Source organism: Psychrobacter sp. AH5, from assembly GCF_040371085.1.
In the GTDB taxonomy this organism is placed as follows: Bacteria; Pseudomonadota; Gammaproteobacteria; order Pseudomonadales; family Moraxellaceae; genus Psychrobacter.
In genome coordinates, this window is the sequence record NZ_JAMBMT010000001.1 from 2,016,980 (window position 1) to 2,038,783 (window position 21,804).

20 protein-coding genes are annotated in these 21,804 nt (G+C 42.6%); 6 read left to right on the plus strand and 14 right to left on the minus strand.

Annotated elements, in window-relative coordinates; genetic code table 11:
- Positions 1-155: 155 nt before the first annotated feature.
- Together M0N77_RS08430 and M0N77_RS08435 are read left to right on the plus strand one after the other, a co-directional pair.
- A complete protein-coding gene (locus tag M0N77_RS08430) occupies positions 156-1,772 on the plus strand; it encodes a DUF2254 domain-containing protein (RefSeq protein ID WP_353104764.1) in 1,617 nt (538 codons plus the stop codon).
- 92 nt (positions 1,773-1,864) lie between these two features.
- Complete coding sequence (locus tag M0N77_RS08435; protein ID WP_353104765.1) at positions 1,865-3,157, plus strand: sodium:proton antiporter; 1,293 nt, start codon at positions 1,865-1,867, stop codon at positions 3,155-3,157.
- A gap of 29 nt (positions 3,158-3,186) precedes the next feature.
- On the opposite strand, the gene M0N77_RS08440 is transcribed toward M0N77_RS08435, so the two are convergent.
- From M0N77_RS08440 to M0N77_RS08450, 3 genes are all read right to left on the minus strand, one after another.
- Positions 3,187-3,702: a DUF2127 domain-containing protein gene (locus M0N77_RS08440; protein WP_353104766.1), complete on the minus strand. Its 516-nt coding sequence runs from the start codon at positions 3,700-3,702 to the stop codon at positions 3,187-3,189.
- Positions 3,695-4,876, minus strand: a complete 1,182-nt coding sequence (locus M0N77_RS08445; RefSeq protein ID WP_353105608.1) for a dihydroorotase — start codon at positions 4,874-4,876, stop codon at positions 3,695-3,697. Before M0N77_RS08445 ends, M0N77_RS08440 begins: the two co-directional genes overlap by 8 nt.
- Before the next feature lie 89 nt (positions 4,877-4,965).
- The gene (locus M0N77_RS08450; protein ID WP_353104767.1) at positions 4,966-6,039 is read right to left on the minus strand and encodes an aspartate carbamoyltransferase catalytic subunit; all 1,074 of its coding nucleotides are present in this window, start codon (positions 6,037-6,039) and stop codon (positions 4,966-4,968) included.
- Between the two features lie 484 nt (positions 6,040-6,523).
- Here M0N77_RS08450 and M0N77_RS08455 point away from each other — a divergent pair, with 484 nt between their 5' ends.
- Both M0N77_RS08455 and M0N77_RS08460 read left to right on the plus strand, forming a co-directional pair.
- A complete protein-coding gene (locus M0N77_RS08455; protein ID WP_353104768.1) occupies positions 6,524-7,504 on the plus strand; it encodes a class 1 fructose-bisphosphatase in 981 nt (326 codons plus the stop codon).
- Positions 7,505-7,574: 70 nt separating this feature from the next.
- Complete coding sequence (locus tag M0N77_RS08460; protein ID WP_353104769.1) at positions 7,575-8,369, plus strand: RNA methyltransferase; 795 nt, start codon at positions 7,575-7,577, stop codon at positions 8,367-8,369.
- 131 nt (positions 8,370-8,500) lie between these two features.
- On the opposite strand, the gene M0N77_RS08465 is transcribed toward M0N77_RS08460, so the two are convergent.
- The 9 genes from M0N77_RS08465 to M0N77_RS08505 all read right to left on the minus strand — a co-directional run bounded on the left by M0N77_RS08465 (position 8,501) and on the right by M0N77_RS08505 (position 17,057).
- Positions 8,501-9,433: an FAD-binding protein gene (locus M0N77_RS08465; RefSeq protein WP_353104770.1), complete on the minus strand. Its 933-nt coding sequence runs from the start codon at positions 9,431-9,433 to the stop codon at positions 8,501-8,503.
- Positions 9,434-9,540: 107 nt separating this feature from the next.
- On the minus strand, positions 9,541-10,290 hold the full coding sequence (locus M0N77_RS08470) for an electron transfer flavoprotein subunit beta/FixA family protein (RefSeq protein ID WP_353104771.1): 750 nt from the start codon (positions 10,288-10,290) through the stop codon (positions 9,541-9,543).
- 340 nt (positions 10,291-10,630) lie between these two features.
- Positions 10,631-11,227: a YetF domain-containing protein gene (locus M0N77_RS08475; protein ID WP_353104772.1), complete on the minus strand. Its 597-nt coding sequence runs from the start codon at positions 11,225-11,227 to the stop codon at positions 10,631-10,633.
- A 333-nt stretch (positions 11,228-11,560) separates the two neighbouring features.
- The gene (locus M0N77_RS08480) at positions 11,561-11,773 is read right to left on the minus strand and encodes a cold-shock protein (protein WP_353104773.1); all 213 of its coding nucleotides are present in this window, start codon (positions 11,771-11,773) and stop codon (positions 11,561-11,563) included.
- Positions 11,774-12,104: 331 nt separating this feature from the next.
- Positions 12,105-12,530 carry a hypothetical protein gene (locus M0N77_RS08485; protein ID WP_353104774.1) on the minus strand — a complete coding sequence of 142 codons (426 nt, stop codon included), beginning with the start codon at positions 12,528-12,530 and terminating at the stop codon, positions 12,105-12,107.
- A 304-nt stretch (positions 12,531-12,834) separates the two neighbouring features.
- Entirely contained in the window at positions 12,835-13,851 is a 1,017-nt protein-coding gene (ilvC, locus tag M0N77_RS08490; protein ID WP_353104775.1) for a ketol-acid reductoisomerase, read from the minus strand.
- A 162-nt stretch (positions 13,852-14,013) separates the two neighbouring features.
- Positions 14,014-14,511 (minus strand): acetolactate synthase small subunit, encoded by a 498-nt coding sequence (ilvN, locus tag M0N77_RS08495; protein WP_353104776.1) that lies wholly within the window; start codon positions 14,509-14,511, stop codon positions 14,014-14,016.
- Entirely contained in the window at positions 14,511-16,223 is a 1,713-nt protein-coding gene (locus M0N77_RS08500; protein WP_353105609.1) for an acetolactate synthase 3 large subunit, read from the minus strand. Before M0N77_RS08500 ends, ilvN begins: the two co-directional genes overlap by 1 nt.
- Before the next feature lie 705 nt (positions 16,224-16,928).
- Entirely contained in the window at positions 16,929-17,057 is a 129-nt protein-coding gene (locus M0N77_RS08505) for a hypothetical protein (protein ID WP_353104777.1), read from the minus strand.
- A gap of 332 nt (positions 17,058-17,389) precedes the next feature.
- Here M0N77_RS08505 and M0N77_RS08510 point away from each other — a divergent pair, with 332 nt between their 5' ends.
- Positions 17,390-17,881, plus strand: a complete 492-nt coding sequence (locus tag M0N77_RS08510) for a DUF4124 domain-containing protein (RefSeq protein ID WP_353104778.1) — start codon at positions 17,390-17,392, stop codon at positions 17,879-17,881.
- A 67-nt stretch (positions 17,882-17,948) separates the two neighbouring features.
- Here the strand turns inward: M0N77_RS08510 and M0N77_RS08515 are convergent, their stop codons facing one another.
- Positions 17,949-19,760, minus strand: coding sequence for an NAD(P)H-hydrate dehydratase (locus M0N77_RS08515; RefSeq protein ID WP_353104779.1), 1,812 nt, complete (start codon positions 19,758-19,760; stop codon positions 17,949-17,951).
- 178 nt (positions 19,761-19,938) lie between these two features.
- Here M0N77_RS08515 and queG point away from each other — a divergent pair, with 178 nt between their 5' ends.
- A complete protein-coding gene (gene queG, locus M0N77_RS08520; RefSeq protein ID WP_353104780.1) occupies positions 19,939-21,138 on the plus strand; it encodes a tRNA epoxyqueuosine(34) reductase QueG in 1,200 nt (399 codons plus the stop codon).
- Between the two features lie 86 nt (positions 21,139-21,224).
- On the opposite strand, the gene lysM is transcribed toward queG, so the two are convergent.
- Positions 21,225-21,734 (minus strand): peptidoglycan-binding protein LysM, encoded by a 510-nt coding sequence (gene lysM / locus M0N77_RS08525; protein WP_353104781.1) that lies wholly within the window; start codon positions 21,732-21,734, stop codon positions 21,225-21,227.
- Positions 21,735-21,804: the final 70 nt, after the last annotated feature.

Sequence of the window (21,804 nt, forward strand, 5' to 3'; positions counted from 1 at the left end):
TGTAACCGTCTGACTAAAATCAGCTAGCCAATGCAATGAGCATTGCCTGCGATTTTTACTTAGACTAGAACCATTTTAGCTATCAGCAGTGCTCATTTGTGAATGTTAAACATGCCCTAATAATTAGAAAAATAAAGACTGGGGAGTCTGCGCTAGTGAGTGACCCTAATAATAGCAAAACAAAGCTACTCAACCGTTTGATAAGCGCTAGTCAAGAGAGTCTAAGGCGCTTTGCTGATCTTTGGTCAAAGCAAACCCTAACCAGCCTACCCGATCGTCTAGAAAGTATCTGGCAACGTCTGTTAGGTTCTTATTGGTTTATACCGACCTCATTTGTACTCTTAGGAATACTACTAGCGCCATTACTACTGGCTATTGATCAGCGCCTAGATCGTGAGACTGTCAGAGATATCAGCTTTGCTTTTACTGGTGATGATGATGCGGCTAGAGCCATTATGACCTCTATTGCAGGGGCGGTGCTTGGCGTTGCTGGTACTACTTTCTCTATTACTATCGCAGTCTTGTCGATGGCCTCCTCCCAGTTTGGGCCTAGGCTGCTGCGTAATTTTTTGACCGATACCTCCAACCAGATAGTGTTAGGGGCTTTTATTGGCACCTTTAGCTATAGCCTACTGGTATTAAAATCCATTCATAAGTTTGATGTCAGCTTTGGCGTACCGCAGCTAGCGGTAACCTTTGCCATTATCATGGCTATTATTTGCGCGTTATTGTTGGTGTATTTCATTCAACATATGGTACACGGCATTCAGGCCTCTCACGTGATACAAGGGGCTAGTAGCGATGCTATCGAAAATATTCACTATTGGTATAGTGATAACTGCGATATTCAGCATCAGCGTGATGCCACTGCCAAAGATATCGATGAGTATCTAGATTGGCCAGCCGCCGCTATATATGCGCCAATTTCAGGCTACCTATTACAGATTTATACCGAATCTTTGGTAGTATTAGCCCAAGACTATGGCGGCGTTATTCAACTGCATAGCAACTTGGGCAGCTTTGTCACTGATAAAAACATTATGGGCTATTTTCATCAGCGTCCTGCCGATCATCACAGTTATGTGCAAAAAACCAAAACCTCAAATTTAGCCATTCTGCCCCGTGCACCCGATGCGCTATTTTGGCAGCGCTTTGCTACTAGTATTCAATTAGCCAAGCGTCCTTCTCATTCTAATGATATTGGCTACAGCTTGAGTCAAATCACTGAGATTGCGATACGCGCGCTATCCCCTGGTATCAATGACCCAAAGACTGCGGTGAACTGTGTCCAGTCTCTAACCTCTTGCTTGAGTGTGATGATGCGGCGGCAACCCCCTAGTCCTTATCATTTTTATACGCCTGAACCTAATAAAGATGTTACCGATATAACAGTCAATCAACCCAAAGCCTCTATTCTAGCATTGGTCACAAAAACGCCAAAGATATCAGACTTTATTGATACCTCTTTAGGAGAGATACGCCGTTATGCTATTACAAATTTGATGGTGCTAAAGGCGCTTTGCCACGCTTTAACGGATCTTAATTATGCTAGGGTAAATAGCGCGCAAAGGCAGGCTTTATTACACGAGCTAAAACTTATTGAAGCCGCTGGACAAAACAATCTGGCCTATAGCGAGTTGGCAGCTGATCTTAGCGATATATGCGCGCAAGCCAGACAATTTATTCAAAGTGAAGATGCTCAGCATCAGTATTTTACTTATACCAGTCAGTTTGATAAGCACATTAGTAGAGCATTAGCGAGCCAATCATAATAAGTTAGTGCGGTATCCTCTTTAGCTCTTTTTTGTGTGACTTATCCTTATTTTTATTATTATATTTCTATCAAACCAGTTGAGAGCTTTTTATGACAGCTACTGCCAGCTTAAGCATCCTTGAGATTAGCGCTATCTTTTTATCGATAACCGCACTGTTAAGCTATGTCAATCATCGCTTTATTGGGTTACCTACCACTATCGGCGTCATGGTCATCTCTATCCTGCTGTCTATTTTTGCTATATTTTTGGGCTTTTTAGGCTTTGATCAACTGATCGATTATGAAGTTAGTCTGTTAGAGCAGCTTGATTTTACTGAAGTGTTATTGGATGGTATGCTCTCGATGCTGCTGTTTGCTGGCGCTTTACATATCAATATTGGCGACTTACGGCGCTATAAGCTGCCCATTGGTATCTTAGCTTGCATTGGCACTATCGTCTCTGCCGTACTGATAGCCACTGCTATTTATTTGATGCTGCCACTGTTAGGTTTTTCTCTACCCTTTATCTGGTGTTTATTATTTGGTGCGTTAATATCGCCAACTGATCCTATTGCTGTCATGGGTATTTTGGCTTCTGCTGGCGCGCCCAAAAGTTTGGAGACCGTCATCGCTGGCGAGTCCTTATTTAATGATGGTATCGGCGTAGTCATTTTTGTTATTTTATTAGGGATTTTAACCAGCGGTGATATTCCAACGGCCAATTATGTCGCTCATACTTTAGCCGTAGAGGCTGGCGGCGGTATTGTCTTTGGCTTAGGGCTAGGCGCTATTTTGTACTACTTACTTAAGAGCATCGATAGCTATCAAGAAGAGGTGTTACTTAATTTGGCTGGCGTCATTGGTGGCTATGCTCTTGCTAGTCACTGGCATCTATCAGGGCCATTAGCGATGGTGATGATGGGCTTGATGGTAGGTAATCGCGGCCGCGCTTTAGCCATGAGCGATAAAACGCGGCACTACATCGACCTATTTTGGGAATTAATCGATGAGATCTTAAACGCTATTTTATTTGTATTAATCGGGCTTGAGATCGTCATCATTGCTTACTCTGGCAATTTATTTATCGCAGGCGGCTTAGCTATTGTTATCGCTCTTGCCGCCCGTTTTATCGTTGTAGGAATGACCACTAAGACTTTTAACCGTCAATTGGATCTGCCCTCTGGCGCTTGGAAAGTGCTGACTTGGGGCGGACTGCGCGGCGGTATTTCTGTAGCGTTAGTATTACAGCTGCCTGCTGGAGCCGAGCGCGATATCTTATTAGCCTTAACTTATGCGGTGGTGGTCTTCTCAATATTAGTGCAAGGTCTTAGCGTCGGCAAAGTTGCCAAAAGCATCCGTAGCGAAGAGGAGCCTATAGCTAAAGCTCACAAAACATTGAGTTAAACATTATAGATAGCAGCTTATTACGCCTTTTATATCAAACCCTTACGTTTCATGTTGCGATAAACGATGATGACGATAATAATATTAAGCAGCAAAATAAATAGTTTAAACCAGTCAAAGGGGCTAGTAACTAGATAATATACCTCAACGGGAATAAATATCCCGTAGCCCAAGACGCTAAACCAATAAGCCCAAGTTTTATCCTGCCATAAGCCATAAGCTTCAACAAAACGAATAGTGGCGTAGATACAGATAAATAATAAGAACAGCGGCCAGTTTTGACTGGCTCGCTGCGCAATCTGCACGCTGCTCTCTATTTGCGGCGCTAATATCTTGCCAAAGTTACGCTGCCAAGAGACTGTCGCTGTCTGTAGCCACAGCTCAAGATTACTATGCCATCGCCATAAGGCGACTGCCCCTAATAAAGCGCCTAGCCCTTTGACAATCTCATAAATAGCGACCGCTTTGATCGATTCACTAGCGGTGCTTTTATTGTGCCTATTAGCATTAGACAACCGACTATTAGGCCAAGAATGCTTAGGCAAAGAAAGTCTCCACTACTCGCCCCTGCAGCTGCTGCGCAAAGAAAGGCGTATTTTTACCATTGGATAGCATAGTATCGTTAGTCACTTGCCACTTCATATTAGGATCTACCAAAATAGCGCCGCCAATGCTTTCATATTGATGGCTAATACCAGCAATTTTGGCAGGATTAAGACAGATCTTGTCAACCAATTGCGCTAAGGTTAATATCTCATCGCGCACTAACTGACAGGCCAAAGCCATAAAAGTATCAAAGTTAGAAATGCCTGGCGTACTCTCCGCAAAAGGCGCTTTTTTGGCAGTGGCATTGAGAGGCTCATGATGACTACAAATCGCATCTATGGTGCCATCTTGTAGGCCGCGGCGCAGCGCTTGCTGATCGGTATTACTGCGTAGCGGCGGTAATACGTACGCTTGCGCATTGAACCCCTCCAAATTATCATCAGTTAGATACAATTGATGCATCGCCACATCACAGGTTACAGGCAAACCCTTATCTTTCGCCCAGCGCATCAGCTCAACCGACGACTTGCACGATAATTGGCTAAAGTGCGCAGAAATCCCTGTCTCCTCCACCATCAAAAGCTGAGTGGATAAAGCTACCGTTTCAGCGATCCAAGGAATGCCTTGCAAGCCATGATAAGAGGCAATATAACCTTCATGCGCTACTCCTTCGCTGGAGAGGCTAGGCTCATCAGGATAAAAAAATACTTTTAGGCCAAAAGTTGCGGCATATTCCAAAGTACGCAGTAGCACTAAGTCATTAGCAAAAGGTCTTCGCGCGTTCGAGACGGCGATACAGCCGCCTTTTTTTAGACCCGCTATATTAGAAGGGTTTTGCCCTTTTAGACCCTCAGTCAAAGCGCCAAGAATGTGCAAGTAAATACCACCATCCTCCAAAGCACGCTCACGTAAGCCTTTTAATAAAGAACCATTCTCCAAAATAGGATTGGTATCAGGCGGCGTTACCACATGCAAAAAGCCATTGCCGCGGGCAGCACGCCCCTCTGAGATCAAGGTGCCATGCTGCTGTTGCCCCGGTTCACGCAAGCGCGCACATAGATCGACTAAGGGCGGTAATAACCACCTCTCACTATTAGCATCTAGGCCTGCAAGCTGAGTCGTAGCCGCTGCTGATAATGATTGTTTAAATATCTCTGGCAGTAAATCGTGCATAGTAGTATCTGAATTTGTAATTTGGGTCATGAGCGTTATTACCGTATCGATAAAAGGGCTAAAAAAGTCTAAAAAGGCGTATGTAAATATCAGTTAGCAAGCGCTTGATGGCGGCGCTGACCCTCCATCGCTAGCGACAATACTGCCATACGAATGGCGACTCCATTGCTAACTTGCTTTAAGATCACAGACTGCGCGCCATCTGCTACACTTGAGGCAATCTCAACGCCTCGGTTCATCGGGCCTGGATGCATAATAAGCACATCAGGCTTTGCTAATGCAACGCGCTCAGGTGTAATACCATAGTGCTTATAGTACTCGCTTGATGAAGCGAGCAGCGGCGAGCCAATACGCTCATTTTGGATACGCAAACCCATAATGACATCACAGTCGGTCACGCACTCATTCATGTCCTCAAAAACATTGACGCCAAACCGCTCAATCCCTTTAGGTAAAAGCGTACGCGGGGCAATCACTCGTATATCTTTTACCCCAAGTGTTTGTAGCGCACTAATATCAGAGCGCGCCACTCGTGAGTGTTTGATATCACCGATAATCGCTACCGAGAGCTCCTCAAACGGACGCGGCGCTTCACGGTGAATGGTGAGCATATCAAGCATCCCTTGCGTCGGGTGCGCGTGCCAGCCATCACCGCCATTGATAATAGCAATGTCGGGTGTCACTTCGGTTGCCATAAAATGGGCGGCTCCTGACGCTGAATGACGTACCACAAAAATATCTGCCGTCATTGCTTGCAAGTTCCATAACGTATCGCGTAGACTCTCGCCTTTTTTGGCACTAGAGCTGGCAATATCTAGATTTAACACATTTGCCCCTAGACGCTTTTCGGCTACCTCAAAGGTGGTACGCGTCCGAGTGGAGGGCTCAAAAAACAAATTCATCACCGTACAGCCTTCAAGCTCAGGACGGTTGATAAGCTGGCCATTATCATCAATAAAAGTCTCAGCTTTGGCGATGATTTTTTGTAATTGCACCTTGTTAAGCCCTTCCACTCCCAAAAAATGACGGATACTACCATCACTATTGAGCTGCGGACGACTCAGAGAGATATCGAGCTGCTCATGAATAGCTTTAGGATCAGGCTTAGCCGAGTCAGTGGATAAGGAAGGCTGGGCGGGATGAGTTTGAGTAGAAGTTGACATAGTAGCAAGTCTTTATAAATGGGTTTAGAGGACTAAAGGGTTGTAGAGTGGTAATCTAATTTTGACTATTGTTATAGACAATCATAAAAATTCATACTTACATCGCTTGTTAACTTTTATATAATCATAGAGCAAAAGGCAGAGAGCAAAAGACTTTATAGCGCTTATTTGCTACACTTTACCCTGCTCTATGTTGAATGTCGATTTCAGCTATTATTAAGAGTAAGCTGGCGCTATTTGGCAAAGTTTAAGTCAATATAAAACCCTTTACACTGCTTATATTTTGGGGCAGCTCTTTTTGTCATAGCAAGTGGCAGTAGTAGCTTTATTAATAGCTATAGTAGCGATAAGCCTAAGCCAATAATTCTCGTCAAGAATTCTTATAGTGTAGCTGATTTTTGGAATGATGAAAAATAGAATAAAGTTATTAGCGATTTAGCCACTACCTTCACCCTTATTACCCTTTTATACTTTAGGATACCCTATGATTACCTTGGCACAATATCTTAATGAGCACTCAGCAAACGCTGCGGTCAGTGATCTTATCACTACCGTCACTGAGGTTGGCAAAACTATCTCACAACTGCTACAAAAAGGCGCGTTAGCTGACATCTTAGGTGAAGCTGGTAATCAAAACGTGCAAGGTGAAGAACAAAAAAAGCTCGATGTACTAGCCAATGATATGCTACTAAAAGCCCTAGCACAAAACCCTCATTGCGCAGGAGTTGCGTCAGAAGAGCTTGATCATGCAACTCCAGCCAATAAAGATGGCAGCTTGCTGATTTTATTTGATCCACTCGATGGCTCCTCCAACATTGATATCAATATGGCAGTGGGTACTATTTTCTCAATTTTGCCTTATCAGCGCCAAGGTCATAGCAGTGAAGATCAAGACTTTTTGCAAGCCGGCTCGCAGCAGCTAGCAGCAGGCTACTTATTATATGGCACATCCACTATGCTAGCCTTGAGCGTTAATGACAAAGTGGTGATGTTCAGCTTAGACCCTGACAGCGGTGATTATTTATTGATTAATGACCATGTACAAATCGCCGCCGACACCAGCGAATATGCTATCAATGCCTCAAACTATCGTTATTGGCGCAAGCCTATGCAGCAATATATCGATGAGGTCATTGCTGGAGAGACAGGCGTAAGGGGTCGCGACTTCAATACGCGCTGGGTCGCTGCTATGGTCGGCGACATACACCGTATTTTATGCCGCGGCGGTCTATTTACTTATCCTTTTGATACTAAGTATGCCAATAAGGCTGGTAAATTACGCTTGATGTATGAAGCCAATCCTATGAGCTTACTTATAGAGCGTGCTGGTGGTATGGCAACCAATGCGGTCACTCGTATCTTAGATATTGAGCCTACCGATATCCATCAGCGCGTTCCTGTGGTATTAGGCAGTAAAAATGAAGTGGACTATATCAAGCAGTTACATATTCAGCACGGCGAATAACACCCACTTTTAAAAATGTTATTCTACGCTTTATTATCAATCTAACTGTTAAAACCTTAAATGGCCTTTTATGATCTCTAATCCTACCGAGCTTATTACCTCAGACAAAAATGCCACGGTAAAGCTAGCCAAAGCTCTACTGACTCAAGCTCGCCAGCGCAAAAAGCAAGCGCAAACGGTCATAGAAGGCATTCATTTGCTGGATGCTGCCTTACGTAGTGACTACTCGCTGGTGCAAGTATTAGTAGCTGAGTCAGCGCAAAGCCATAGCGAGGTACAGCAGATACTATCGCGCCTGCCCACATATACCAGCGTTTTGATTTTGTCAGACTCGCTATACAGCAGTATCCGTACGCTTGGCACTGGCGTTGATATCATGGCCATCATCAAGATACCTGCGTTAGATCTACCAGTGATTGAGAGTGACTGCTTGATCTTAAATGATGTACAAGATAGCGGTAATGTCGGTACGTTGTTGCGCACCGCTGCCGCTGTTGGTATTGAGACCGTACTTTGCACGATCAACAGCGCACAGGCATGGTCACCTAAGACTCTGCGTGCTGGCATGGGCGCTCAGTTTGCGCTAACAATTTATGAGAATTTAGCTATTGATGATATTTTAGCTAAGGTAAAGTCTCCTTTATTAGCTACCAGCTCGCATACCGATACCCTTATTTATGATTATGACTTATCTAAGCCAGTAGCTTGGATAATGGGTCACGAAGGTCAAGGAGTTAGCGATGAGCTGATGCAGTGCGCTACCCCAATTGCGCTACCGCAGCCCAATGGTCAAGAAAGCTTAAACGTCGCTATTGCAGGCTCACTGTGTCTTTATGAGACTTTGCGGCAAAGGAGTTATCGTTAATACTAAAGCTATCCTTAGCGTCTGTCATAACTATCGTAGGCAACTCGCTAAATATAAAAATTGATCAATAAAAAACCCTACTATTTCTAATAGTAGGGTTTAATTAATTATAATCTTTTTGGACTGATCACTTAGATTTTACTAGTTAGCTCAGGTAAAGCATCAAACAAATCTGCTTCTAAGAAATAATCAGCAACACTAGCTATCGGAGCTTCTGGATCATTATTGATAGCTACGATAACTTTAGAGTCCTTCATACCCGCTAAATGCTGAATAGCGCCTGAGATACCAGCAGCAATATAAAGCTGCGGCGCAACGATTTTACCCGTTTGACCGACCTGCATATCATTAGGCACATAACCGGCATCAACTGCTGCTCGCGATGCACCAATAGCAGCCCCTAACTTATCAGCTAGTGGTTCGATATACTTAGTGAAGTTCTCGCCATTAGCTAACGCACGGCCACCAGAAACGACGATACCAGCTGAGGTAAGCTCTGGACGATCAGAGCTCGCCATCTCTTCATTGACAAAGCTTGATTTGCCTGCATCTTGTACGTTATCGATAGTTTCAACGGTCGCTGAACCCCCTTCGCTAGCGACTGGATCAAAAGCAGTGGTACGGACTGTGACTACTACTTTGTCCTCCGAGGTCTTAACGGTAGCAGTAGCGTTACCTGCATAGATAGGACGCTCAAAGGTTTGTGCATCTATAACCGCTGAGATCTCTGATAGCATGCTTACATCAAGCAAAGCTGCTACGCGCGGCATGAAGTTTTTACCAGTAGTAGTAGCAGGAGCGACGATATGACTATAATCGCCTGCCACATCAGCCACTAATAAAGCAATGTTTGCGGCTAATTGATGCTCATAAGCGGCGTTGTCTGCTAACAATACTTTGCTCACGCCTTCCGCTTTTGCCGCTTCATCGGCTGCGGCTTGCGCGCCACTACCAGCGACTAATACATGAATGTCATCGCCCATCTTTTTCGCAGCAGCGATAGTATTTAGAGTTGCCTTTTTTAGACTGGCATTGTCATGTTCTGCATATACCAAAATGGCCATTGTTTTTATCCTTTATAAGTTCGCGTAATCATTGTTTTGTAAATATAAAAGGTCATCGCTATCAATCTATTAATACTATTTTTTGATAGCACTAAATCCTTAAAATATTAGATTACTTTAGCTTCATTTTTGAGCTTATCAACCAACTCATCCACTGACTTCACTGTAATACCAGCTTTGCGCTCAGCAGGTGGTTCAACCTTAGTAATTTGCTGCTTAGAGGTCATATCCACACCAAAATCGGCTGGGGTTTTTTCATCAAGCGGCTTTTTCTTCGCTTTCATGATGTTAGGCAGCTTAGCGTAACGTGGCTCATTCAAACGCAGGTCAGTAGTGATAACTGCTGGTAACGTCAATGCAACCGTCTGTAGACCACCATCAATCTCACGAGTGACGTTAACTTTATCACCTTCGACTTTTACTTCTGAGGCAAAAGTACCCTGACCGATACCCATTAGCGCCGCTAACATCTGACCGGTTTGGTTATTATCATCGTCGATAGCTTGCTTACCTAGTAAGATAATATCGGTAGACTCCGACTCAGCAATGCTTTTTAGGATTTTAGCCACTTGCAAAGGATATGGCTTCTCGTCAGTCTGTACCAATACCCCGCGGTCAGCTCCTAAAGCTAGAGCGGCACGGATTTGCTCTTGTGACTCTTTTGGGCCAATAGAAGCGACAATGATCTCATCAATGACGCCCGCTTCTTTAAGACGTACTGCTTCTTCAACAGCGATCTCGTCAAATGGGTTGATAGACATCTTGGTGTTCGACAAATCTACCCCAGAGTGATCGGCTTTGACACGAACTTTTACGTTATAATCAATGACACGCTTGACCGCGACTAATGCTTTCATACGTTCCTCTTTTTTTAGATATTATGGATTAAAACCATTTATTTATGGTTATTAGAGAGTTTACTTTTAAAATGAAGATTCACTATTATAAATCAGACTAACTCTATTTATTGGTTAAGCTGGTTTATTGTACTTGTTCATTAAGCTAACTATAAGACCTGACTATCTTGCGTGAGCAAGGCCTGTAGGTCAAGATGACGCCGTGAATAATGGGTCATAAATTTATAAGTATTTGAATAAATACCATAATTAAAAGTATACTTGGCTTGCTAGTCTTTTTGAAGCCTTGCTATTATTACCCTTTATAGCATTAGTGACTCGCAAATTGCTTAACTTTTTGTTATTGTTTCGAAAACACCTCAACTCTATTTTTTTGCTTAATACCGTTATCATAGGCGGTTACCAGGATTTTATTATCGCGAATATCATCAAACAATGACCAATCAGGACTAGTATCGCTAGTTTTTATGACACTTATGTCAGCGGTGGTCTCCATAATGACTGCAAAGACCTCAGACTTAGATTTGACTCCGTTTTTGCGTAATATCTGCTTGATATCATTCTCACTTAACTTCGCCTCTTTTAAGTTATCAAAAAGATACTCTCCATTTGCCATCAAAATAACAGGCTGATTATCAATAAGCGTTTTAACAGGTTTGAATTTTCGTCTAACGATAGATAACAATCCTTGCAAGGTAAATAACATAGCTATAGCAAACACGCCCTGCATTAGCGAAGTTGATTTTGACAATACCGTAGAGGCCAAAATACTACCGATACCCACCGTCATAGCCAGATCATAACTTGATAATTTTGAGAAACTACGCAAACCATTGAGACGGGTAAATAGGATAAGACAAAAGTAAAACCCAAGCACTGATAGAGCTATACCAACAACTTGTTGCCAATCAATCAAAAACCAAGCTTGCCAGTCCATATTATTTTCCTAGTAGTATTAAAGATGTATAGTATAAATAATAGGTATTGTAAGATATCAAACCACCTCTGCCTGTTATTTTCTTTTTACTATGTATTAGAAGCTGTTGAACATTGGTAAGTGATGCCTTTAACTCCAAAAAGAATTTGGCTTATAAATTGATAAACTCCGCTTAAATTTAAACAAAAAAAAGCAACCTTATCAGAGGTTGCTTTTGGGATACAGTCTAAACAATATTTTTGTTGTTATAACAACACAGTAAGCTTTGTAGCAATAAAATCTTTGAACAGTAAGAGTGACTGATTATTCAATCAAGCTTAACTGTAATTAAGATTAAAGGGCTTCGATTTGCTCAGCTTGTGGACCTTTTTGACCTTCACCTAAGATGAAAGATACTTTTTGGCCTTCAGCTAGCGTTTTGAAACCGCTACCTTGGATAGCGCTGTAATGAGCGAATACGTCTTGTCCGCCGTTATCTTGTGCAATGAAACCAAAACCTTTAGCTTCATTAAACCACTTTACAGTGCCTTCAACTTTATCAGACATAAATTTTCCTAACTCTTTGACTATTGGTGAGACGACTGTCAACACCGATTAATTGATAAATATTCAATGAATTTATTGGCGATTGCCTAACCAATAATAGTAATATATCTTAATGATAATTTGCCGTTAATGGTCTTACCATTCATGAATACTCCTTGATTATAGCAGCTTTTAGAGCTAATGGCAGGATAAATTAGCTATATTTGTAAAATATTGCTCGCTAACTATCTTATCCTATGTCCATGAAATATATCACTATTATGATATTTTTATTCCAAAAAAATCTATTAAAATAAAGCCTCAAATAAAAACTACTATAACTCAGACCCTTTTAGCTAGCAATTGGTAACCAAGGCGATGCCAATACCAACAGACATAAAGCAAAAAATATCATAGCAAAAGATTGGCTATAAGCGATGTATTTGACAGGTACCACCAAATCAGCGGGCGAGTCTGGAATGCCTTTACGCTTGAGTAAACGCGTGCCATATATCCAGCCAAAAACGGTGTAGATACCATAAGCGGCTGGCACTGCTACCGCTAGTGGCGCTAAATCTATAGCATAAAGCACGATCGTTGAGACAAAAAACCAAGCGGTATCGGCAAAAGAGCTAAACTTAAAAAGTGCTGATTTGGGCAGCTTACCTTCACTGCGCTTGAGCATTGAACACTCTATCCAAATAAGAATAGCTACTACGGCGCTAAGAGTGATATATATGAACTGCGGCGTTAGCCAGTCTAGATTTGGTATTTGCACAACACAACCTATAGTTTTGAAGAAAAATTTAGTTTTGAGTTATTTTACAAGTAAGCTTAGATTATGAGCCGCTTGATTTATACACCTAAAACAGTCAAAGAATTGGGGCAACTATCTTTATGAGGGAACCAGCAGCGGTTTTCAAGTAAGTTATAAGGGTTATAGAAACCTTACTATGCTTATAACGGATAGGACTTAATAAAAAACCCATGCTATCAAAGTGATAACACGGGCTACTATTGATATAAAAATTTACGCTTAAAACTAGGACTATAAATAGCGCTTATATTTTAGCTTTTATGGCTTAGTTTTTGTCTTTATCGATAATTTTATTACCACCGATCCAAGGCATCATACCGCGCAATTTGGCGCCAGTAATCTCAATTTGATGCTCAGCGTTATTACGGCGACGAGCAGTCATTGAAGGATAGTTGGTGGCGCCCTCAGAGATGAACATCTTGGCGTATTCGCCAGACTGGATGCGTTTTAGCGCGTTACGCATCGCTTCGCGTGATTGCTCATTGATGACCTCAGTACCCGTCACATATTCGCCGTACTCAGCGTTGTTACTGATAGAGTAGTTCATATCAGCGATGCCGCCCTCATACATCAAATCAACGATAAGCTTGAGCTCATGTAAGCACTCAAAATAAGCCATCTCTGGCGCATAACCAGCTTCGGTAAGCGTCTCAAAGCCCATTTTTACTAGCTCTACCGCGCCGCCACAAAGGACTGCTTGCTCGCCAAATAGATCGGTTTCCGTCTCATCTTTAAAAGTCGTCTCAATGATACCTGAACGACCACCACCAACGCCTGCCGCATAAGACAAGGCTAATTGCTTGGCTGTACCTGAAGCGTCTTGATAAACGGCGATAAGATCAGGGATACCGCCGCCTTTGGTGAATTCGTTACGTACGGTATGACCCGGCGCTTTTGGCGCAACCATGATAACGTCAAGATCTTGACGCGGCTCTACTTGGTTATAATGAATAGCAAAACCATGAGCGAAGGCAAGCGTTGCCCCTTCTTTGATATTTGGCTCGATCTCATTATTATAAAGCTCTTTTTGGAACTCATCAGGAGTCAAAATCATAACCACGTCAGCCGCTTTTACTGCATCAGCAACTTCAGCTACTTTCAAGCCAGCGTTTTCCGCTTTTTTCCATGAGCCAGAATTGGCGCGAAGACCTACCGTGACGTCTACGCCAGAGTCTTGTAAGTTTAGAGCATGAGCATGGCCTTGTGAGCCGTAACCAATAATGGCTACTTTTTTGCCTTGGATAATAGAGAGATCACAGTCTTTATCATAAAAAACGTTCATATATAGAGTCCTTTTCCTCAATCATGGGAAGCCATGGCTAGTAAACGCTTATAGCAGCAACAGTCTGTCTAACGACTGTCTGCTATAAGCTTCATAGTAATAATAAAAATAAGTTTAGAGCTTGAGTTTACAGTTTTAAATAAATAATAGTTGTACCGTTTATCAGACGCTTAGCGTTTTTTCACCGCGAGCGATACCGATGACCCCAGAGCGTACCACTTCTAATACCCTCTCACGACCAATAGTATCGATAAAGCCATCGAGCTTGGCTTTGTCACCTACGATCTGAATAGTATATAAATTGGCATTAACATCAACGATTTGTGCACGGAAAATATCAGCGCTACGTTTAATCTCTTCGCGAGTACTTCCTGTAGCTCGTACTTTAATCAGCATCAGCTCGCGCTCTACGTGAACCGTATCCGACAGATTAAGCACTTTAACCACTTCGATAAGCTTATGCAACTGCTTGGTGATCTGCTCTATTTTTTCAGGAGAGGTAATCGTCGTTAGCGTCAAACGTGAGATAGTTGGATCATCCGTTGGAGCGACGTTCAAGGTCTCGATATTATAGCCACGCTGCGAGAATAAACCGACCAATCGCGACAACGATCCTGCTTCGTTTTCCATTAATACCGAGATCAAATGGGGTTGTTGCATTAGGTACGCTCTCCTTTGGTTAGCCACATATCACGCATCGTCTGTCCTGCTATTTGCATAGGGTAGACGTGCTCATTACGATCAACATAGACATCAATAAATACTAGCTTATCTGTCATAGCCATGGCTTCAGCTATTTGTGCTTCCATGGTTTCAGGGTCAGTGATCTTTATCCCAACATGACCGTAGCTCTCGACCAATTTGACAAAATCGGGTAAAGAATTCATATAAGACTGAGCATGACGGCCCTCATAGAGCATGTCTTGCCACTGCTTAACCATACCAAGCTGAGCATTGTTAATATTTAAGATTTTGACCGGTAGGTTATATTGCAAGCAAGTCGATAGCTCTTGAATATTCATCTGAATAGAGCCCTCACCAGTGATACAAACGACATCACGCTCCGGACAAGCCAATTTAGCGGCCATCGCATAAGGCAGGCCCACACCCATCGTACCTAGACCACCTGAGTTGAGCCATTGACGCGGCTCTCTATAAGTGTAATACAAAGCGGCAAACATCTGATGCTGACCGACGTCACTGGTGATAATGGCATTGCTATTCGTCACTTTGTCTAGCGCTTGCACTACACTTTGCGGCTTGATACCGTGCTCAGTGCTAGTATCATAACGAAGGCCATGACGCTTACGCCATTCATTAATCTGCGACCACCAATCGGTTAATGCTGGCTGATCAAGTTCTTTATCGTCTCCGATGATATCAAGCATGTCCGTGAGTACAGATTTGACATCGCCTACAATAGGAATATGGGCAAAAATAGTCTTTGAGATCGAAGCCGGATCAATATCAATATGAATAATTGTCGCGTTTGGACAGAATTTTTTCACATTATTAGTGACGCGATCATCAAAACGCGCGCCCACTGCCAAGATAACATCAGCGTGGTGCATGCTCATGTTGGCCTCATAAGTGCCATGCATACCTAGCATACCTAAGAACTGCTCATCAGTACCATCAAAAGCACCAAGACCCATTAAGGTATTAGTCACGGGCAAATTCAAACGATGCGCCAAATCGCGAAGCTCCGTGTGCGCATTACTCCAAATGACACCGCCACCTGAGTACACTACTGGACGCTTGGCCGCTAGTAAAGTCTCAACCGCTTTTTTGATCTGACCGCCGTGACCTTTCATGGATGGCTGATAAGAGCGCATGACGACTTCCGCTGGATACTCATAAGCATACTTTTCGCTAGGCGCAGTCATATCTTTTGGCACATCGATAACCACAGGGCCTGGACGACCGGAGCTGGCGATATGAAAAGCTTTTTTGACAATCATCGGAATTTCGCTAGCATGGCGCACTTGGAAGCTATGCTTAACGATAGGACGAGAGACACCTACCATATCGGTCTCTTGGAAGGCATCTTCACCGATAAGGCTACTAGGTACCTGACCTGAGATGATAACCATCGGCACTGAGTCCATAAAGGCCGTCGCGATAGCGGTCACGGTATTGGTCGCGCCAGGGCCTGAAGTGGCGAGTACCACACCCGTATTACCCGTCACTCGTGAGTAAGCATCCGCCATATGGCCTGCCGCCTGCTCATGACGCACCAAAATGTGCTCAATAGTTTCTTGTTGAAACAGCGCATCATAAATATGCAAAACTGCTCCACCGGGATAACCGAAGATATACTTGACGCCTTCGTCAGTCAGCGCTTGAATCAGCATCTCAGCGCCTGATAGCATCACAGGCTCGTGATTACCTTCAGCAAGCTGTTGCTGCTTTTCTTCGAAATGTTTGGCGGCATTAGCCGTTTGCGTATGTCCGGTCATATTCGGACTTTGCGTAGTTTGCGTCACTATCATCACCTTTATTTACAGCGCAGAGTCGCAGCTTTTATAAGTAGTTATCAGTGCCTAATTATGAATTAAGCTGCCTATACTACTCAAAAATAGTGCTCATCATTGTCCATAGAAGAGTATCTACCCACTATGCAAAAATAGCTTAGCTTTATAACATACAAAGCCCATTGCTACTCGAACACAGCTATTTTTAGGGTCAGTTTTGTGATGGGATATTATCGATATAATGACTAGATGCGGACGCACCTATAAAGGAAGCTTATTATGGGCTTAAACCTATAACATGATAAAAAGTAACAACTGATAATATGAGCAGCTAAAAGCAAACACTATAAAAACGTGCTCCTAAAGACAATGATTAAATTGTGCTTTACTTTCAATTAGCGTACTTACTGTTATGAGCTATAAAACCTTTATAACGTTTACTCAAATCGATTTATATAATAAACAAGCCACTATTAATAGCTAATAAATCGGATTATAAGTTACAGGTGTATAAATAATTAAATAATAAGTTTTTCTTAGTCATTGTAGACCGATAAGTCCGGAGACAAATAGCACAAGCGACAACAAGCCTATTGATGACTGCTATCCTTGCTGCACTATTGTCACAAAGAAAATAAAGCTGACAAAACCACTGATAAGTCGTTTGCAGACCTTATTTTCAAGTGCTACGGCAATATCATAGATGCCGCTCACTGACCAACCAACTGTCATTATAGTCACCGTTTTAACCGCTATTGTCAAGAAAAACTTATGAAGCCCAAACCTAACTATAAGTTTTGTAAGGCTGAAATAGAGTTATAAGCTAATATATGATTTTATGGCTTTAAAACAGGGTGTTAAATAAAAAACTTTACCTAAATCATGGCGAATGTTTTTTGCTAAAATTGAGCTAAGTTTTTATTATTATGTATAATATGCTCGTAGTCTCATGTTTGTAGTTAACTATTACCTCTTATAGCTGGTTACTTTTTATAGATTGATATAACCATATAGAAACGTCACTAAACAAAACCTCACTTTTTATAAGTAAAAGGACGCTGTGAATGCTTTATGCCCCTTTAAAAACGACCTTATCTAAACTTTTTTTAGGTTTGCTGACTACAGCTGTTTTATTAGCATCTATCAATTCAAGTCATGCTATTCAGGTCTATAAGTCTGTTGGAGCATATGGCGAGGTTAAGTACAGTCAACATGCACCGCAAAATGGCAAAAATGTCGAGATGATTGAATTTCGTAGCGATGGGCGGCAAGCAGATCCTGGCCAAATGGCTGGTAGAACCAGTGATAATACAAACACGGCTCCAAAAGATGCTGAAGCGCAGCGCATCGAGCAGTTAGAGGCACGTATTAAGGAGCAAGAAGCCAATGCCAATGCCCAGCGTTGCCAGTCACTACGCAATAATTTGACGAATCTCAACGTAGGTGGCCGCATTTATGAGATGGACGCTAACGGTAAACGCCAATATTTAGACAGTCGCGAGATTGAGCTCAAACGCGAGCAAGTACAGCAAGCTATTAATCAATATTGTAATTAATAGCACTATTAGTTATTAGATTCAAAATGAGTTATTAGCTTCAAAGATTTTAAAACTTACTAGCCTCTTACTGAGTTAACAGCTCCATCACATGACGAACGGCAGCTGGCATATCTTGTGCTTGCATGCCGCGCTGCCCTACCATTAAAGCGGATCTGCTTATATTTGAGGTCGGACCTCTCAATTGATCTAGTAGTACATCCCCAGCCAAACCATGAATGAGAGCTGCTTGAGCCAGACTTCGCTGCTTATCAAGTAGATCTTGCTGCGCTATCAGTCCGGCACAGACTCCTGAGAGCACGTCACCCATACCGGCAGTCGCCATTCCTGGATTACCCACGGCGCAGATATAAATTGCCGACTCAAGACCTTGTTGCCCTAAGCCTTGTTCTAATATCAAGGATCCAGCACCTTTTAAGACCCAATCACCACCATAGCTATCAGCGCATTGTTTGATTGAGCTTATACGATCTGCCTCTATCTTTGTAATATCCGTATCCAAGAGTCTTGCCGCCTCGCCGCTGTGCGGAGTCAAATACACTTTTTGCTTTTTACTATGGGCTTTTAGCTCTTTGATTAGCGGATAATTTTCTCTTTGCAGCGTTGCTAGATGATAGAGACCATCAGCGTCAATAACTACAGCTTTCTCTGCGCTTATGATGGCTTGGATATAATTAATAAATAAGTCCTTAGCTTTATCATCGCGACCTAATCCCATGCCAATAGCGATGACGCTTGCTTCCTTGATCAAGGATTTGACGCCATCGACATCGTGCAGATCAACAGTCATAGCGTCAGGCAAAGAGGTTAATAGCGCTCCATGAAAAGCATCGTGACAGGCGACTGTTATCTTGCCAGCACCCGTCGCCATAGCACTAGATGCTGAGAGAATAGCGGCCCCTCCCATACCTTGTGAGCCATCTATACGGTTGCCGCCTATTACTAACACGTGACCATAGCTGCCTTTATAGCTGTTTTGCTGACGCGGGGCTAGCGCATAAGCGGTACTCAGCAAAGTTGCGCTAGGCAAAGTTGGTTTTATAGGTATCAACGGTAGATCAATTACTGTGCCAGCATAATCCATGCCATCTTTGGTATGTAAACCAAGCTTACGAGCGACAAGGCATAAGCTCACATCTGCTTTTATAGCCAAACCCTCAAAGACTTGCCCGGTAGCTGCGACCAAGCCACTTGGAATATCTACCGCAGCGACTAAGGCGTCTGCTTGTTTAGCCATTTGATTAAAGGTAGTGATAGCCTGTTTATAAGCGCCTTCTGGAGCCCGATCTAAACCTATCCCAAATATGGCATCAATATAAACATCAGCATTAAGCAAACTATCAGCGCTAATCTCATTGTCCTCAAAACGCACATAAGGACAATCCGCCGCCAAAGCCATATGTCGTGCTTTAATAGCGTCATCAATCTGCGCTGTTGCTGCTATTTCGCTATTATCCTCTGCTTTGTTATTGTCATTTACTTCCTCAATATCCTCTATGCCAACGGTAATCACTTTTACCTGCCAGCCTGCTTGCTGTAGATACAGTGCTATTAGCCAGCCGTCACCACCGTTATTACCCTGCCCAACCCAGAGTATTGCTCGTTTACCAGTCCTTAATGACTGAGCTTTTATACAATGATGATAGTGGTCATTGCTAACTAATTCGCTATCTAAGCCACTATTTTTAGTACTCTCAAGCTCAATAATACGCTGGGTCATTTGCCAAGCGGCTTGTTGCATCAAGGCAAAACTGTCATAACCTTGAGCAAACCAGTCTTGCTCCATTGCATAAACTTGTTGGCTATTATACAAAGCAATGCGTATCACTGAAGGATTTGAAGTTGATAGGTTTTTGCCAGATATAGCTTTAGTAGACATAAAAAGTCCTTAGTTATTATCAGTTATTATCGGTTTTTATAAAAAGATTAGCATAAGCCTAGCAAATATCAGCTTCATCTTCTATGTCGATATCATCATAATCTTGCTATCTTTTTTGAGTTAGACTCGCTTATCATGACATAATACCATTCGCCCATTTAGCTCTGTATTTTCCTTTATGAAATCATCTACACACCTTATTGCTAGCACTGAGATTACTAGCACTGAAAAAATCGTTGTTAATAGCGCTGAAGATATAAAGCGCTGGATTAAGACGCAAGCGCAAGCGTTAGGCTTTACCGACTGTGGTTTTATATCGGTGCAGCATCCTTTATTTAAACAGCAACTTAAGCAACTTGAGCTGTGGCTTGCCAAAGGTTATGAGGGGCAGTTGCAGTTTATGCATAATAATCATCACTTGCGTGCCCATCCTGAGCAGTTAGTCATAGGCGCAAAGACCATTATTAGTGTACGGATGGATTATCTGACTGAGACTCCTAAACCGCGCACTATTGAAGACAATGATCGACCGAATCACGGCATCATCGCGCGCTATGCACGTGGTCGTGATTATCATAAAACGATGCGTAGCCGCCTAAAGCAACTGGCGTTAAAGATAGAAGCGATGCTACCGGAATGGCAATCCTTAACTATTGGTGCGGATATCGGCGCTAACTGCGATTTTGTCTTTCGCCCCTTTAGTGACTCAGCGCCTATTTTTGAGCGGCCTATCGCTGATGCAGCGGGCCTTGGCTGGACGGGTAAGCATACTTTATTACTCAATAAACAAGCCGGCTCATTCTTCGTCTTAGGCGAGTTATTTATCAGTCTTGAGCTTCCTGATGACAAGCCTGTTAGCCCTCATTGTGGTAGCTGCACCGCCTGTATTGACATCTGCCCGACTCAAGCGATTGTCGCGCCCCATCAGCTCAATGCGGCCGCTTGTATCTCTTATTTGACTATCGAACATGACGGCGTTATCGATACTAAATATCGGCGAGCTATTGGCAACCGCGTGTTTGGCTGTGATGACTGCCAGCTGATTTGTCCATGGAATCGTTATGCCAAAATAACCAGCGTTAAGGATTTTGAGCCTCGCCACCAGCTTGATAGTAGTAGCTTACTAGAATTATGGCAGTGGAGGGAGACGGATTTCTTAAAATATACCGAAGGTAGTCCGCTACGGCGCACCGGCTATGTCAATTTTTTGCGCAATATCGCTATCGGCTTAGGCAATGCCAATGCCAGTCAAGAGACCGTTCAACAACTTAAATCTAAGCTGACGGTGCATAATGAGATGTTAGATGAGCATATTCACTGGGCTATAGAAGAGCAAGCTAGCAAACTAGCCGCTGGTGATCACTCTAATTCAAAATAAAGGCAATAAAAAACGCCTCTTAATGCATAAGAGACGTCTTTAAAATGATTACTATGAGCCAATTTAATAATTAGCTCTTATAGAATCTATGGCTTAGGAATACGCAGTACTTGACCTGGGTAGATTTTGTCAGGATCAGATAACATCGGCTTATTAGCTTCAAATATTTTCATATAGTCATTAGCCGAACCATAAACGTCCTTAGCGATTTTTGATAAGCTATCACCAGATTTGACCGTATACATAGTTGATTCTGGTGCATCTTCTTCGATATCGATATTATCAATGACCTTGGCTACGTTTTGGACGTTACCTATAGCAATAATCGCTTTTTCGCGATCCGCTTGCGTCTTGGCATTACCACTAATCTCAGCAGTATCTGTTGAGCCGTTATACTTAACTTTTAGATTACTAATTTGCAGATTTTGCTGCTGGATACGACGAAGCAAAATATTAGCTACCGATTGTGCTGATGGCTCGCTATCTTTTACAGGGGTGTTGGCATCGGCTTTGGTCTCGACTTTGGCCTCATGTTTATCATCATCACGATTAAAAATCTTATCACCGATATCTTTTGCAAAGCTGAATATTCCCATTTAACTACTCCTTCAGATATTTTATTAATTATTTATTTTTTCTACTGACTCTAATCGTTTGTTACTTATG